This window comes from Methylotuvimicrobium alcaliphilum 20Z, from assembly GCF_000968535.2.
Classification (GTDB): Bacteria; Pseudomonadota; Gammaproteobacteria; order Methylococcales; family Methylomonadaceae; genus Methylotuvimicrobium; species Methylotuvimicrobium alcaliphilum.
Genome location: NC_016112.1, coordinates 2,174,033 through 2,190,514, shown reverse-complemented (window position 1 = coordinate 2,190,514; position 16,482 = coordinate 2,174,033). Strand labels below are relative to the sequence as shown.

At 45.2% G+C, this 16,482-nt stretch carries 15 protein-coding genes; 3 read left to right on the top strand and 12 right to left on the bottom strand.

Features of this window, described 5'->3' with window-relative positions:
* Positions 1-29: 29 nt before the first annotated feature.
* Both MEALZ_RS09370 and MEALZ_RS09365 read right to left on the bottom strand, forming a co-directional pair.
* Positions 30-824, bottom strand: a complete 795-nt coding sequence (locus MEALZ_RS09370) for a c-type cytochrome (protein ID WP_014148388.1) — start codon at positions 822-824, stop codon at positions 30-32.
* Positions 817-3,399 carry an ATP-binding protein gene (locus MEALZ_RS09365; RefSeq protein ID WP_014148387.1) on the bottom strand — a complete coding sequence of 861 codons (2,583 nt, stop codon included), beginning with the start codon at positions 3,397-3,399 and terminating at the stop codon, positions 817-819. Before MEALZ_RS09365 ends, MEALZ_RS09370 begins: the two co-directional genes overlap by 8 nt.
* 458 nt (positions 3,400-3,857) lie before the next feature.
* On the opposite strand from MEALZ_RS09365, the gene MEALZ_RS09360 reads away from it, so the two are divergent.
* Together MEALZ_RS09360 and MEALZ_RS21175 are read left to right on the top strand one after the other, a co-directional pair.
* Positions 3,858-5,165 (top strand): YhjD/YihY/BrkB family envelope integrity protein, encoded by a 1,308-nt coding sequence (locus MEALZ_RS09360; protein WP_014148386.1) that lies wholly within the window; start codon positions 3,858-3,860, stop codon positions 5,163-5,165.
* Between the two features lie 85 nt (positions 5,166-5,250).
* Positions 5,251-5,520, top strand: a complete 270-nt coding sequence (locus MEALZ_RS21175; protein ID WP_014148385.1) for a PilZ domain-containing protein — start codon at positions 5,251-5,253, stop codon at positions 5,518-5,520.
* Between the two features lie 62 nt (positions 5,521-5,582).
* On the opposite strand, the gene MEALZ_RS09350 is transcribed toward MEALZ_RS21175, so the two are convergent.
* From MEALZ_RS09350 to tviB, 9 genes are all read right to left on the bottom strand, one after another.
* Positions 5,583-6,713: a nucleotidyltransferase domain-containing protein gene (locus tag MEALZ_RS09350; protein WP_014148384.1), complete on the bottom strand. Its 1,131-nt coding sequence runs from the start codon at positions 6,711-6,713 to the stop codon at positions 5,583-5,585.
* A gap of 4 nt (positions 6,714-6,717) precedes the next feature.
* Complete coding sequence (locus tag MEALZ_RS09345; RefSeq protein ID WP_046061488.1) at positions 6,718-7,584, bottom strand: HprK-related kinase A; 867 nt, start codon at positions 7,582-7,584, stop codon at positions 6,718-6,720.
* A gap of 28 nt (positions 7,585-7,612) precedes the next feature.
* Positions 7,613-7,906, bottom strand: a complete 294-nt coding sequence (locus MEALZ_RS09340) for an HPr-rel-A system PqqD family peptide chaperone (RefSeq protein WP_014148382.1) — start codon at positions 7,904-7,906, stop codon at positions 7,613-7,615.
* 46 nt (positions 7,907-7,952) lie between these two features.
* Positions 7,953-8,534: a hypothetical protein gene (locus MEALZ_RS09335; protein WP_014148381.1), complete on the bottom strand. Its 582-nt coding sequence runs from the start codon at positions 8,532-8,534 to the stop codon at positions 7,953-7,955.
* 94 nt (positions 8,535-8,628) lie between these two features.
* On the bottom strand, positions 8,629-10,512 hold the full coding sequence (locus MEALZ_RS09330) for an XrtA/PEP-CTERM system amidotransferase (protein ID WP_014148380.1): 1,884 nt from the start codon (positions 10,510-10,512) through the stop codon (positions 8,629-8,631).
* A 255-nt stretch (positions 10,513-10,767) separates the two neighbouring features.
* Positions 10,768-11,910: a TIGR03088 family PEP-CTERM/XrtA system glycosyltransferase gene (locus MEALZ_RS09325; RefSeq protein ID WP_014148379.1), complete on the bottom strand. Its 1,143-nt coding sequence runs from the start codon at positions 11,908-11,910 to the stop codon at positions 10,768-10,770.
* Between the two features lie 157 nt (positions 11,911-12,067).
* Positions 12,068-12,457: a four helix bundle protein gene (locus MEALZ_RS09320; protein ID WP_014148378.1), complete on the bottom strand. Its 390-nt coding sequence runs from the start codon at positions 12,455-12,457 to the stop codon at positions 12,068-12,070.
* A 75-nt stretch (positions 12,458-12,532) separates the two neighbouring features.
* On the bottom strand, positions 12,533-13,540 hold the full coding sequence (locus MEALZ_RS09315) for an NAD-dependent epimerase (protein ID WP_014148377.1): 1,008 nt from the start codon (positions 13,538-13,540) through the stop codon (positions 12,533-12,535).
* A 3-nt stretch (positions 13,541-13,543) separates the two neighbouring features.
* Positions 13,544-14,815, bottom strand: coding sequence for a Vi polysaccharide biosynthesis UDP-N-acetylglucosamine C-6 dehydrogenase TviB (tviB, locus tag MEALZ_RS09310; RefSeq protein ID WP_014148376.1), 1,272 nt, complete (start codon positions 14,813-14,815; stop codon positions 13,544-13,546).
* Positions 14,816-15,484: 669 nt separating this feature from the next.
* Here tviB and MEALZ_RS09305 point away from each other — a divergent pair.
* Positions 15,485-15,859: a DUF4870 family protein gene (locus tag MEALZ_RS09305; protein ID WP_014148375.1), complete on the top strand. Its 375-nt coding sequence runs from the start codon at positions 15,485-15,487 to the stop codon at positions 15,857-15,859.
* A 10-nt stretch (positions 15,860-15,869) separates the two neighbouring features.
* Here MEALZ_RS09305 and MEALZ_RS09300 read toward each other — a convergent pair whose 3' ends face one another.
* Positions 15,870-16,472: an NUDIX domain-containing protein gene (locus MEALZ_RS09300; RefSeq protein WP_014148374.1), complete on the bottom strand. Its 603-nt coding sequence runs from the start codon at positions 16,470-16,472 to the stop codon at positions 15,870-15,872.
* Positions 16,473-16,482 lie beyond the last annotated feature (10 nt).

The following is a 16,482-nucleotide window of genomic DNA, read 5'->3' as shown; positions in this document are numbered from 1 at the left end:
ATCTCATGGTGAATAGACTTGGTTGTGACTCATTTTGTACCGGCTTTTTCATTTTTCATTTGTTTTAGATAAGTAACGATCGCCTTTGCTTGTTGCCGATCAAGAATCTTTTCAAAAGACGGCATTTTAGTACCCGACCGGTAAGCAGGCGCATTAAGAATAAAACCGGCCAACTCCGCCTCGATAAAATATTCGGTAATGTTTTTCGGAACATTGAGCTCCGGCCCGACTTGACCGCCGGACAAATTAACCGAATGGCAACGAATGCAATAAGTCGAAAACAAATTGAACCCGGTACGAATATCATCTGTTATTTTGGCCGGGGCCGCTGCACCGAAATAAGTTGATGCCGGTTGCAGCGAAATCGATGCCAATTGGAATGGCCATGGATAGCGCCATTTGTCTAGCCCTTGCTTAGGCCAAACTAAATAAAACGGCGCCGGCGTTATGGTTTCTTTGCCGAATTTGAAAGTCAGCCATTTTTGCCCCGAAGGCGCTTCGGTATCGCGAAACGCAATATAGCCATGCTCCGACATTGCGTCCGCCAACGCCATAGAAACGCTGTATCCATCTTTGGCAGTAAACACGACTACCCTATCCTTAGCTGCTCGATCGGCTTCAGGAAAACGACTCAAAACTTGCGCTAATGGAATCGCTTCGTATTCTTTAGAAGTTTTATAAACCGGATCTTCCTTGATTTGAATGCGTTTTACCGTAGTCAGATCGATACCGGAGAGCTCAATTGTCGGCCACCCCTCCGCAGATACGGAATGCGACTTAAAAATTGCGATCAGTAAAAATAAAAAAAACTTTAATCTAGTCATAATCGAAAAAGTGGATTAGTTGGTTTAATTGTTTGGTATCGATAGGCTTCGTTAGATAATGATCGAAACCGGCATCGAGTGCTTCTCTGATTGTCCGTCGATCGGCATAGGCACTAATTGCGATCAGTTGAATATCATTGTTTTCTTGTCTGAGCAATCTTACCAGTTCGATTCCGTTCATAACAGGCATATTCAGATCAATAAAAGCAACTTTGTAATGATATTTGTGAATCATATTCAAGGCGTCGACTCCGTTGTCAACGCAGTCGACTGCACAATCTTGCTTCAACAGTAACTGTTTCAGCAGTATTAAATTAATTTCATTATCATCCGCAATTAAAATCTGTAATTTACCGAAATGCTTATTGTAAGGAATAACTAAACCGGAAGTTTTAGAGGCTTTTGTAGAATCGGTTTTCAGCGGTAAATTCACTGTAAAAACACTGCCGCTCCCCTGCTCGCTTTGCACCGAAATACTGCCTTGCATGAGCTTAATCAACTCCTTGCATATAGCCAAACCAATGCCAATACCTTCCTTGTAAAGCCCCTTTCCTCTTAATTGAATAAAAGGGGAAAAAATCAAGTTGAGATGCTCGTTAGCTATGCCGCATCCGGTATCCGCTACCGTAATAATCAACTGGTCGTTTTGATAATCCGTCGTTAATGTAACGCGTCCGCGATCGGTGTATTTAATTGCGTTATCCAATAAATTAGCAATTATTTGACGCAAGCGTTTTTGATCGCCATGAAGAAATTGCGGCAAATTATGTTGATTATGAACAAACGCTAATTGTTTTTCAGCGGCCTTTAACCTAAACAACTCGACAATGTCATTAATAAGACTTACAAAATCGAAACGCTCTATTACAAACTTAGTTTTATTACTTTCAATTGCGGCAATATCGAGAATGTCGTTAATCAGCGTTAATAAATCTTCGCTACAATGACTAATGATATTGACTTGCTGTTTTTGTGCTTCAGGAATTTCCGGCGATTTTTGCAATAATTGTGCGAAACCCATGATACCGTTCAACGGCGTGCGCAGCTCATGACTAATTTTTGCCAAAAACTGATTCTTCGCTTCATTAGCGGTTTCAGCCGCCTGTTTGGCACTCAACAATTCCGCAGTCCTTTCACTGACGACCAATTCTGTTTTGACATGCCGACCGGTTAGCATTAACAACCCGGCACCAAGCAAACTGGTAAATAACAGACCGCTTATCAAAAACCACCACATCGGCCAATGAAAATGGGCGTAAATCGAGCTATGGTCTTGATAAAAATAAAACTGCCATTCTTGATTGCCTAATAACAACGAATATTTACGAAAATTATTATGCAAATGATCCTTGGTATTGCTATAAATAATGCTATAACCGGATTCGGAATCGGAACCGGTAATCGCAAGGTAAACGCCTTTTGTATTAAGCCCCTTAAATGTCTGTCGAATCATGCTTTCGGTAGAAACCGTACTTGCTAAGATGCCTATAGGAGTTTGCGGGGATTCCTTCTTTGACCGATAAATCGGTAACAGGAAATGAATATGTCCCTTAGCGGGTTCAATAATTGCTTTTACCAATGAATCGGAACTTTGAACACGAGCAAATTGATCAAGCCGCCGTTCCGATAATTCGAGCGCCACCGAAATTGACTCATCTCGATGCTCGCTATAGACTGGAAGCAATTTTAAGCGTGTCTTCTCTTTTATGCGGTAACGCTGCCAGCTGATCGATTGTATTTCAGGAAATTCATCAAAACCATGCCGAGCCGCCAATTTAAAATCATTAGGCCCAACAGCATTGTCGCCGATAAAAAGATTGCCGGTTGCATAAACAATATGCTGATGCTGCTTGATTCGATGCTTAAGCGCCTCGGCTAACATTAGCGATTGATTTTCGAAATCTAGATCGTGCTGTTTACGATCGAGTTTTTGCACATAAAAGAAAAAACCGATAATCAGCATAAAACTTAACAATAAAGGAATTCCGACAGGAAAAAAGCGTTTACGCCAAACCGACTTAGGGTTGGCAAAAACAATCAGTAGCAATGGCGTAAACACAAAAACGCCGATACTGTCTCCAACCCATTTGATAAACCAATTGATGGGGATTTCCGAAGGCCCGAGGACTCCGCTCAGCGTGAGCGCTGCAACATCCAATGTTGCAGGAATCGAACAGCTAACCGGCCCACCGAATAACAAAAAAAGAATGATATGCTTATCTTCCAGCAAAACGCTGGGAAACCCGACAATACGACCGATTAAATAACGACCGGTTAAAGCGCTAACCGAAGCGCCGCTTGCCGAGATTAAGGAAACGGCCAACATATTGTCGTCGAAACCGAATGTCTGAGCGGAAATAAAAAAATTGCCGATAAAGATTCCTGGCCAAACCCGGTAACCTAAAAGTAAAAGCAATCCTAGCGCAATGCCTGCGGAAGGCCAAACCGCGCTTGCTGTACTGGGAGGTAGAGCCAATTCGAGGCCGAGTAGTCCAAATACAAAATAGAGGAGTCCAACCGGTATAATCAGCGAAACGGATTGGCCTAAATCGGCAAGAGATAATCGTAATCTCATTTTTTGTTTACAGGACTTGATTTTTTTGTGTTTAATTAAAAAAAGTATTACGACTCGGGCCTAACAATTCACGGCGTCTTTTGTAATATGGTACCTAAAAAGCGTTGTAACTATCCATTCCCCTGGCAATTATCGTTCCCACGCTCTGCGTCACTGCCATTAAGTTAAGCCGTTCGTGGTGAGCCTGTCGAACCATGGACGGCTTAACTTATCGACCCAGGATTTTTCCATTCACCCTTCGACAGGCTCAGGGCGAACGGAAAAATCCTTAACTTAATGGCAATGACGCTCTGCGTGGAAACAATAGGGGGAGATGAATAATTACAAAGGGTTAGATAGTTATAGCTTCGACCGCGAAAAATGTAAGCGTTAATGTAAGGATTCAATTAAGGATTTCGTCTAACGAATATCGTTGCTCTTTTAATTTTAACTCATATCATAAATACCCCCCTAATCCATTGAACATCATCAAATTTATTAACGAAGACGTCTGGAGAATTCAAGAGCAGTCATTGAATCGCTATGAAGCATACGGATTGCATGCCTTGAAAATCATATTGTTATCTTCAAAAGGCTTCATTCGTGACCTTTGTATACTCCGTTCCTCGGCTTTGGCTCTTTATACGCTATTAACGATCGTACCTGTTTTTGCAATGCTGTTCGGCGTCGCCAAGGGCTTTGGTTTTGAACGAATTCTAAAAGAAAAATTACTGGAGCAAGTCCCGGAACACGATACGATGATCGTGCAAATAATCGGTTTTGCCGAAAATATGCTGGAAACTGCCCAAGGTGGCGTCGTAGCGGGGATTGGGGTAATTTTTTTGTTTTTTACGGTGATCAAGGTTATCGTCTTCATTGAAGAATCCTTCAATGCAATCTGGAAAATCGACAGCGGTCGTCCGCTGAACCGTAAACTCAGCGATTATTTGTCCTTGATGTTTCTCGCTCCGATTTTACTCATCATTTCCAGTGGCATTACGGTTTTTTTGAAAACCCATCTTGCTTGGTTACTGGGCGTCATGCATTTACCCGATTTCGGCGCCAATCTGGTGTTACAGCTATTAGGTCTGTCTCCATTGGTTATCATGTCGGCGTTATTATCGTTCATATATATTTATATTCCGAATCATAAAGTCAAATTAAAACCCGGATTAATCGCAGGCATTTTGGCCGCTATTGCCTATCAGACTTTTCAATGGGCCTATCTCACCTTGCAATTCGGCGTCTCGGAATATAACGCGATATATGGCAGTTTTGCGGCCTTGCCGCTATTTATCCTATCGTTACAGATCGGCTGGATGATTGTACTATTCGGTTGCGAAATCGCTTTTTATTTACAAAATTTCACCGAGTTCAAGGAAGATAAAAAATACAGCGAACCGAGCCTAATCATACAAAAAGCCTCAGCATTAAAAATAATGCAATTGATGATTCATGCATTTACCGAAGAAGCACCGCCTTTGACAGAAGGCGAAATCAGTAAACGGCTCAGGCTTCCGGTTTCGGTTGTTAGAACTGTTTTAAAGAAGTTGAAAAATGGCGGCATCATTATCGAGCTAAACCGCGAGGAAGACGAAGAAACGGTATTTCTCCCAGCGGTCGACAGTCACCAGCTCGATGTAGCCAGGGTCATCAAAACGCTAGAGGAATATGGCCAGCATAAACTGCCGGATATTCAAGGTATCGAAGATGGCTTAAAGATGATCGAGGAATCCGAAAAGTTACTTGAATCCAGTCAAATCAATAAATTAGTCAAGGATATTTGAGTAGAAAATACCTTTTCCTGGCAATCTTGCGACCTTTTGACTATGATTTCCAAAACTCATCAATATTCTGCTAGGAAGTAAAGCTTTGTCTACATCCAACGATAAGAGAATTCATCCACGATTAATCCATCGGGCCCCCGTACTGGTCGTTATTCCCGATTCAGGCAAAACCGAACGATTACAAATGCAGGACTTTTCATCCGGGGGAGTGTTTATCAATTGTCTGAACGATACATTGCCGCAAATCGGCGACGAAATACAGATTCAAACTTTGGAAATCGAGGATGCTCCGGTTTTAGACGTCAAAGTCGTAAGAGTGATACCTCAAAAGGGTTTTGCGGTTGAGTTTATGTGAAAACGATAATCAGTGTTTTTTAAATCTTACCAAATTAGTTAAAAAACCGAATGCAATAGCATTCAAGTGTCATCATTTTGATGTTGACTCTTTAGTTCATCAAGATCTTTACGTTCCAAGCGTTTCTTGGCTTTTTTCATTAAATGCGGCAATAACAAATACAAAGGCATACGCAAATAATGCGAGCGCATATAAAGTAACCATCTAGCGAGAGCCACCCTTTTTCTTGGATAGTCAGGATGTTCCGGTAGCAACGAAACCGGCACCAACTTTTCCATGACCCATCTGACAAATACAGAAGGTCGGCCGCTATGTTCAGTAATCAATTTTTTCGGTATTTGAGTATTAAGCAGGTTTTTCGAAAAGTAAAATGTATAGTACAGAGGTCGCTGTAATTGAAGTTCGCAAGATCTTTTCTCGAGCATTTCCAAGAATTCGGGTTTATCCTCCGAAAAAAGCGTCAAAAGCTCATGTAAATCCACTAAATCCCTGAAATCGCTGTCGGTTAATTCTGCATCATAAAATAAATGAGCAGCGCTATGCAGCACCATATCGATAGGCGAAAGCACTTTAAAATCGTACCCTGAAACTTTAACCGCATCTTTAAACAAACGATCAGGATCGGGATGCAATCGGCTGGTAAGCGGCAAAATCGTATGATGAATATCGACTTCAACAAACCGATCGCGATGACGCATCGGTGGGATTTCATGCATCCACGTTCGATAGTAATGCTGATCATAAGCATCGATTTTGGCGGTTTGCCATCCGTAATCGGTCAAACAATTTTCTAGGCGTTCGATGTCATTTTTAGAGACCAAGATATCGATGTCCGACACCGACCTACCGTGCGCCATATCGAGATCGAGCATCATATAAGCGCCTCCTTTCAGAACTAAAATGTCGACATCAAGACTGGCAACGACTTTGTTGATGCGATTCAACTCCCACATGACCAAACGCTGACGATACTCGACCAGTTTCTGTGCAGCTAGAAAATGTTCTTGGACCTGCGGTGGAATAATTGGATTAAGATAGGATTTTGCCAGTTTAAATCCTAGAGCGGCCAAGAGTTTCGATGCGCGCGCGAACCGGACCAACAACTCCCATTCCTTAAGTTCTAAATGCTCGAGCGATCTCGGATTCGTCAATGCGCGGAGCAACAAATGCCTCGCATTCGGCATACTGGACATAGGGCTAGACTATTAGCTCATCCAGACGACTGATAACTTCATCCAGATTACTATAGGTAAGATTGAAACAGTCGCATGAATTAACAATATCTCTGACCAATTCAAATCCGGTCTGCCCCATGACTTCGTAATTAAAGGCATGAGTGGCTAGTTTAAGAAACGCATAATGCTTAGGGAGTTCTTTAACAGTAATGTCGGATGCCAATTTATAGCGGGGAAAAATAACAAATGCCGGTTTCGCCAATTGTTTGATTTGCTCGACGCTTTGATTTGTCGCTCTCAAATGCGCCACAGTTCCTTTACGTGTTTTTGGAAATAAAGGACCGATCACTGCATTTTCCGAAAAATTACGGATCACATCAATAGATTCGTTTTTGAGCGGAACGGGCCTAGGCATCGGCTGAAGCAAACCGTCTTGAGAACTAACCAAGCCAAACTCATCGGACAAGAGTCGCCAACCGCGTAAAGCCATCGCAGCACTCAAAGTGCTTTTTCCTGAGCCGGGGAAAGCCGGAAAAATAATAGCTTTACCTCGCTTTTCAACGACTGCCGAATGCAGCATTAAAAATTGATGAGCCCGGCGCGCCACACACCAATTTAGTCCCCATTCAAAAAGCGGCATCGCGTGACTTAAAGGAAAGGGTTCGAATAGTACTCGGCCATCAATACTGAAAATGACTTGAGGTCTCAACCAACGGCGAAAACCAGCAGGCTTGCCGATATCGACATGGAAATCAATGAAGGCATCCGGTGCGAGTCTAAAATCCTGATAGAGTAAGGAAAAAGTTTTCAAAAAACTCTTTTCATTCGTTCTTAATCTGACGACGAAAGAGCCGATATCGAAACATAACCCCGTATCACTACTTGCCATGTTTGCAAGTTTATCGAACGATATATCGCTAATTTTCACGGTTTATCAGCTCAATGAAACCTAAACTTTCGAATTGATAAATCATCTGTTTGATATACTGTTCGAGCTCTGTTTTGTCTTCGACTTCGAAAATTTTTAGAGCACTTTCGACCAGAGAGTTAAGAGTAAAAGGGCCGATTTGTATGAGATTTAAAGTTTCGAGGGCAAAACCGTTCAAATGATGCGTTTCGCCGGACATTGAATGATAAACAACGGCTTGATCGTCCCACTCCGCTATACACAAAATTAAGGATTCGGGAATCTTCCACACTAAACCCGGCATATTTTATGACTGAAATATAGAACAAAGATGGGAAATAGCAACACAACTAGGCGCCCATCGCCGAAGCCCAGCAAGACTCGGTGATATATGGAGTTCCAGATACCGCTTGCCCATAATCAACCACATTACCCTCTGCGTCGACCTGAAATAATACATAGCACGGTTCGGATGGGGTAAACGTATAACTCGGACTGACGCCGGATTGACCTTTCAGACTCATTTTCGTCTCTCCGCCCTGGGTAATAAATTCATCATAAAGACCTATTTCGCCGCTACTGCTCCCTGAATAGTTTTCATGACGCCAATCAGTGTTGATATCGCTTTCATTGTAAACTTTAAATGTGCTATTACCGGAACCACCATCTTCTGTTAATGTTCTGCAAAACACCTCTTTTCTCAACCACACATCGTCTGTAGTAGAAGATAAGATTGCGGGCTCAGTGTCCGCTGCTAAATCATTGGCTCTTGCCACGCACATTTGTGCGCTATTCAGCGCAAAAGCGGCACCGCTTCTTAATGTGAGAATTGCTGGCGCTGCGCCTATAGCACCTTTTACAAGCGTGCGTCGTTTTCCTGATATTTTGTCTTGATCGCTGTATGCGATGTTTGGTTGTTTTATATCGCTCATTTTTTCACCCGCTTGAATGACTAAATTAGATGATCAACACTAACAAAAGTTAATCAAATAATAAATTGTACTCTTGTACAATCTACAATTGATTTCAATTCCTTAAAAACGCCTCAAACATTAATAAAGACCAAATCGATGTACTATTATCCCTAATTCCGCTTTGATGCTGATCGACCATCTTTTTGACAAACGCTTGATCGAAATAGCCGCTTTGGCTCATCGTCTCGCCCAATAACGATTCTCGCACGCGGTCTTTTAGCGGCCCTCTAAACCAACTTGCCAAAGGTACCGCAAAACCCATTTTCGACCGATACAAAATATCGTCCGGCAAATAGTTTTCTAAAGATTTTTTGAAAATATATTTGCCTTCGCGGCCTTTCAGTTTCAAATCCGGTTGAAGACCGGCAAACCACTCGACCAGCTTATGATCGAGTAGCGGCACGCGGACTTCGAGCGCGTGGGCCATGCTGGCGCGGTCGACTTTGGTCAGAATATCGCCCGGCAGGTAGGTTTTGATATCGAGATATTGTACTAGCGACTGAGCGTCATAGCTAGCGGCATTTTTGGCATGCCGCCTGAATACCTCGACAGCTTGATAGCCTTGCAATTCTTGTTTTAAGTTTTGGCTAAACAACGCGCTACGAATTTCGTTCGAATTGACCGAAACGCTGTGAAAATAACCTTCGAGCGAATCGCGCGCGATCGATTCGAACGTCGACTTGGCTCTGAAGATTTTCGGCGCCCAGTCAGCCTTCGGATAAGTCCTGCCCAATATGCCGAACAGCGGCTTGCGCAATCCATCAGGCAGAATATGCCGCATGCGGTCTTCGTAAGAATGCCAGCGGTAACGCCGATATCCGGCCAGATTTTCGTCGCCGCCGTCGCCCGATAGCACCACGGTCACTTGTTTTTTCGCCAATTCGCAAACGCGATAGGTCGGTAGCGCGGAACTGTCGGCATAGGGTTCGTCGTAAAGTCCGGCTAGACGATCGATCAAATGAAAATCGTCCGGATCGACTTGTTCGACGCGGTGCGCCGTATGATAGCGTTCGGCAACCAACTGCGCATATTTCGATTCGTTAAAGGCCGGATCGCCGAACGAGATCGAGCAAGTATTGACCGGCTGATCGGAAAGCCCGGCCATCATCGCGACGACGCCGCTCGAATCGACGCCGCCCGACAAAAACGCGCCGAGCGGCACATCGGCAACCATTCTAATGTCGACTGCTTCGCGAAAACGTTCGATCAATTCTTCGGCGGTTTCCTGTTCGCTCTTGACTTGCCTCACGCCGAATTCGACATTCCAATATTGCACGGGGTGAAATTCTTGTTGACCCCGACGGATCGTCAGCTTGAATCCAGGTTCGAGTTTGTGAACGTTTTTGTAGATCGTTTTCGGATCGGGGATATAACCGAAACCGAAATAATCTTCGATCGCCGTAGCATCGAGCTCTCTCGGTAATTGCGGATGAGCTTTGAGTGCTTTCAGTTCCGAGCCGAATATAAACTGTCCGTTCGGCAATTCGGCGTAATACAAAGGTTTTATGCCCAAGCGGTCGCGCGCTAGAAACAACGTTTCTTTTGCCCTATCCCAAATCGCGAATGCGAACATGCCGCGCAAACGGTCCACGCAAGACTCGCCCCATGCCTGCCAACCGATCAGGATCACTTCGGTATCGCAATGCGTCTTGAAGGTATAGCCCAGTCCTTCGAGTTCTTTACGCAATTCGGGAAAATTATAGACTTCGCCGTTGTAAGTCAATACGACATTGCCGTCTTGACTGTGCATCGGTTGCTGTCCGCTCGAAAGATCGATGATCGACAAACGCCGATGACCGAATCCCAAGCCGGGTTCGGTATGCAAGCCGCCTTCATCAGGCCCCCGATGAAATTGCACCTCGTTCATGCGACCGAGTAACTCGCGGTCGATTTCGCGTTTTTCCTTTAGATCAAATATACCGACGATTCCACACATGGTTTTTCCTGGAAAATAAAAATTCTTGAATTGGGCGTGTCACTAGGCTGTCGAAATATTGCCATTAGGGTTCAATCGATAATCACCGTTTTTCTGGATAGCCCCCTCCCAACCTCCCCCTTGACAGGGGGAGGAGATTGCTCCCTCCCCTGAGAAGGGGAGGGTTGGGGTGGGGTTATTTCCAAAAAAGCTAGAAACCAGAATTCGGGTAATTTTTAAGAACTACTATTAGCTTAATTTTAACAGCCTAGCATGTCACTTTAATGAATCGTACACGCTCAGATAATTTTTAACCATCGCATCGATAGAAAAAGCCTGCAAGGCCCGTTCGCGACCTTTGCTGCCGTGCTCGATACATAGCTTCGAATCGCCGATATAGTCGCTTAGCCTACCCGCTAACTCGGACGGATTTTGTTTTTCAACTAAAAATCCGGTCTTGCCGTGTTCGACCAGTTCGGGATTGCCGCCGACACGTGTCGCGATCACCGGCAAGCCGCTCGCCATCGCTTCGAGTATCGTATTCGAAATGCCTTCGGCCTGGGACGGCAAGACGAAAACATCAAACCCGCGCATCAGTTCGGCAACGTCGCTTCGTTCGCCCGGCAGCCAGGCGTGATCGAGCAAATCGTTTTCGTCCAGCAATTGCCTTACTTGCTCACGCAGCGGGCCGTCGCCGATCATGATCAATCCGATCGCATTTTTAGATTCTGGATGTCGCCTCAGCAATTCGACAAATGCTTGCGCCAACGTCATCTGATCCTTGACGCCGTGCATTCGGCCGACCGTACCGATGATCAACCTTTTTTCGGCATCGGGCCACGGACAATCGCCGACAACGACTTTTAGACGCGCGGGCTGAAATCGCTCGGTATCGACGCCGTTACAGATGCGCCGGATTTTCGAATCGGGAATGCCGACCTTTGCGCGCAGATAATTGTCGAGATGACCGGAAAGCGGAATGAAGCGATCGATGATCAGCCCCAGCATGCGCCGCAATAATCGATATTTTTTGTTGCTGCCGTCCGGGTCGAACACATCCCAGCCGTGCTCGCCATGCACTCTATGCTTGACGCCTGCCAGCAGCGCCGGAACCTGATATTCGATCGCGGCAAGATTGCGCGTATGTACGATCGCCGGCTTGATTCGTTTGAGCAAACGATACATTTTCACGAATGACTGCCAGTCTTGCCCTTCCCGTTTGTTCAATTCGTAAATTTCGACGTCTTTACGCTGCAAGCGATTTTTGAAATCAGTGCTGTTTTTCAGGCAAATGATCACATGCCGGTAGCGATCGGCCGGCATGCGATTAATCAAATTAACCAAACCATTCTCCAATCCGCCGACGCCGAGGCTGTAAATGATGTGGGCGATTAGGGGGGGCGTTTGATTTAGGGGCATATGTTTAAGGTTAGCGGTTAGCGGTTAGCGGTTAGCGGTTAGCGGTTAGCGGTTAGCGGTTAGCGGTTAGCGGTTAGCGGGATTTTGAAGCTAATATTAGCCTTGTCAAGTAAAAATGCCCATTTACTAACTGTTTACCACTCTCTTCTCCCCCTGCTCACCGCTTACTACTATCTATCTTCTGTTTATGAAACTTATGAAGTCCTGAGACTAATTTAGATGTTCTGGTTAACATATCTTCAAGCACCTGATCCGATGAGGCAAAACCAAGATCAAGTGCAAGAAGATATTGTGTTTCCAATTCGCTCAAAGAACCTTTGGTTATGCTCAAAAAATGGACAAACTCGCGCGATCCCGTTCTTCCAGCACCTTCAGCAATGTTGGATGGAATGGAAATTGCCGCCCGCCTAATTTGCGACTGTAAACCATACTTTTCTTCGATTGGAAAATCTTGAGACCAGAGATATACCAACTTTACTAAATGCATTGCCGATTGCCATGCTTGCAATTGGTAATGTGGTTTGTAGTCCCTCTCAGCTTCACCCATCTATACCGCTCACTGCTCACTGCTCACTACTCACTACTCACTACTCACTACTCACTACTCACTACTCACTACTCACTAAAAATTATAGTAACTCCCATACCACTCCACAAACCGCGCTATCCCAACTTCAATCGGCGTTCCAGGCTTATAACCGACATCTTGCACCAGCGCTTCGACATCGGCATAGGTGTCGGGGACGTCGCCGGGTTGCAGCGGGAGCAATTCTTTTTCCGCAGTCTTACCGAGGCATTGCTCGAGCACTTCGATATATTTCATCAACTCGACAGGGTTTTGATTGCCGATGTTGTAAACCCGCCAAGGGGCACGGCTAGTTCCGGGGTCGGGTTTCGCGCCGGTCCAATCCGGGTTAGGTTGAGCAATATTATCAAGTGTTCGGATCACGCCCTCGACAATGTCGTCGATGTAGGTGAAATCGCGGCGATGCTTACCGTAATTGAAAACTTGGATTTTTTCGCCGCTCAGAATGGCTTTGGTAAACAAAAACAAAGCCATATCGGGCCGGCCCCAAGGCCCGTATACGGTAAAGAATCGTAATCCGGTCGTTGGCAGGTTATAAAGATTGCTATAGGTATGCGCCATCAGTTCGTTGGCTTTTTTCGACGCCGCGTAAAGACTCAGCGGGTGATCGACATTGTCGTGAACCGAAAACGGCATGCTTTCGTTGGCGCCGTAGACCGAACTGCTCGACGCATAGACCAAGTGCTCGACGCCGTAATGCCGGCAGCCTTCCAAAATGTTAATAAACCCGACGATATTGCTGTCAATGTAGGCATGAGGATTTTCGATCGAATAGCGCACGCCGGCCTGCGCGGCCAAATTGACGACGCGTTCCGGACGATGCTCTTTGAATACCTGTTCAATCCTGTCGCGGTCGGCCAAGTCGGCTCGGATATCGGTATAGCGATTATGATCGAGTATGCGCGCCAACCTTGCTTTTTTCAGATTGACATCGTAATAATCGTTCAGATTGTCGATCCCAATGACTTCGTCGCCTCTTTCGAGCAGCCGCAAAGCCAAATGATTGCCGATAAAACCGGCGGTTCCTGTTACCAGTATTTTCATAAATTACAAACGTGCGTCAGTCAGTTCAGCCGGAAAAACGTATTTCAAATCGTAAATCACCGACTCTTTTTTACCCAGCGCTTTGATTGAAGTGATATCCATTCGCTTGAATTGCTCATGCGCAACGGCCAAGAGGATCGCATCGTAACAGCCGACTTCCGCCTTGTCGATGGTCGTTATGCCGTATTCTTCCATCGCTTCTGCCGGATCGATCCAAGGATCGTAAACATGCACGTTAACGCCGTAACTTTGCAGTTCTTTGACGATATCGACGACACGGGTATTGCGCAAATCAGGGCAATTTTCCTTGAAAGTCAAGCCCATTATCAGCACATCGGAATCTTTGATATGGATGCGTTTTTTCAGCATCAATTTGATTAATTGCGACACGACATATTCGCCCATGCCGTCGTTGATGCGGCGTCCCGACAAGATGACTTCGGGATTGTAACCGATCGCTTGCGCCTTATGAGTCAAGTAGTAGGGATCGACTCCGATGCAATGTCCACCGACCAATCCGGGCCGGAACGGTAAAAAATTCCATTTGGTACCGGCGGCCAACAACACTTCTTCGGTATCGATGCCGAGCTTATTGAAGATGATCGCTAATTCATTGATCAATGCGATATTCAGGTCGCGTTGCGTATTCTCGATAACTTTGGCCGCTTCGGCGACTTTAATACTACTGGCCTTGTGTGTGCCCGCTGTGATGATGCTTTGATAAAGCCGGTCGATGCGGTCGGCGATTTCGGGAGTCGAACCGGAGGTCACTTTGAGAATATTGGTGACTCGGTGTTCTTTGTCGCCGGGATTAATCCGTTCCGGGCTGTAACCGACAAAGAAATCTTGATTGAATGTCAGTCCCGATATTTTTTCCAGAATCGGCACGCAAACTTCCTCGGTCGCACCGGGGTAAACGGTCGATTCATAAATAACGATATCGTTGGGTTTGATCAGTCCGCCCAGCAGAGTGCTGGCTTTTTCCAGCGGACTCAAGTCGGGCTGTTTATATTCATTGATCGGCGTCGGCACCGTAACGATGTAGATATTGCAGGCTTTGATTTCCTCGGATGATGAGGTGTAGGTCAAATGAACGGCTTCTTTTAATTCTTCCTCACTGACTTCAAGCGTGTGATCGCTGCCGTTTTGCAATTCTTTGATACGCTCTGCATTGATATCGAAACCGATTGTCGGGTATTTCTTCCCGAATTCAACGGCTAAGGGCAGACCGACATAACCGAGACCGATCATTCCCAACTTGACATTTTCTAACATAGATTTTTATTCCTTATGTCTAAAACTCGAATATTAACTATTTTTCTAAAGATTTCGTAACAAATAACTTCGCGATTTATCATCGTTCCTACGCTCTGCGTCACTGCGATTAAGTTAATGGAACCCCATCATTCCGCCATGGACTGGCGGAATCCAGTGCCATGGATAGCAAGCTTTGAGGCACATTCGAGCCTGAATGCCAGCATTACTTATTCTGTGACGGCTTAACTTAATAGTAGTGACGCTCTGCGTGGGAATGCATCCCGAGACGCTCTGCGTCCCCTGTGATCGATAAAACAAGCAAGAGCTAACCAATGCATTTAAAGTCTCTCAATCTACCTACCCGCCGCAATCGACGCGGAACGTCTACCCTCTGTGTCAATATACCTGAGACACCGCCCTATGCATTAATTAGGAAAGTTATTTTTACCGTATCCTAAACGGCAAAACGTTACAAAGACGATTCTTAATTTAAGACTCACTTTTCTAATTTTTGATGAAGCTTAGCAGAGCTTAATTTAATTTTAAGCGCGATTTATTACAGTTTCGTAATTTTTTCGACTACTTGAACCAATCGAACCGGCATCCGTTATTCTATTGAATTCGCTAGGGGAACTTACGGCTCATTTATGAACTCATAGTGTTCGACACTATGTAAGGAGATACTTCATGAATAGCAATGAAACCGATAATAATAAAATTAACGCCGAAAAAATGGAAAAGCTTAAAAACCTAACCGGCATCGTCTATTTATGTCAAGTCCTGGCATTCGGTTTTGCAGGCTTGCCTATTTTCATCGGTGTCGCGATTAACTTCATCAAGCGAAACGATGTTCGGGGCACTTGGTTGGAATCCCATTTCGACTGGCAAATCAAAACCGCGTGGGTCGCTGTCGCATTGTTAGCGGCAAGCGGATTGACCTTTGCGATGGGTTTGGGTTGGTTTCTATTGATTTTTGCCGTGTTGTGGTTGGTTTACCGAATAGCATTGGGTTGGCATACCCTATTCGATAATAAGCCGATGGTTCCCAAAAATTTCAAATAAACCGAAACACTCAAGTCCATCGACTTCTGAGTTTATCGCGATTCAATGCCAACCATTGAATCGCGACGATCGGAATGCCCGAGTTAATTTTACCCTGCTCCATGAGCCGAAAAGCCTCATCGAAACTCACGACCGAAACCCGAATATCCTCTTGCTCATGATCCAACCCGTGAATTCCGCCGACACCGGTACTATCGATCCTGCCGCAATAAAGGCTAAGCCACTCCGACGAACCGCCGGGAGTCGTGTAAAACGCATTGATCGGCAGTAATTCCAGAATCTCGCAGCCCGCTTCCTCGATTGCCTCTCGGTAAGCGACCTCCTCCGGCGATTCACCCTCCTCGACCGCTCCTGCAACGATTTCCAACAACCAAGGGGCTTCCGGCCTTAAAATCGCACCGACCCTGAATTGTTCGATCAAAACCACAGTATCTTTGACCGGGTCGTATAACAAGACCGCAACACAAGAACCGCGTCTAAATAATTCGCGTTCGATTTCCGGGCTCCAACCACCGGCGAACAAACGATGTTTAAGCCGGTATTTTTCTAGCCGGAAAAAACCGTGATAAACCTCATGCTTATCGAGAACTTCAAAATCCTTAGGAACAAACATGAAATAACTT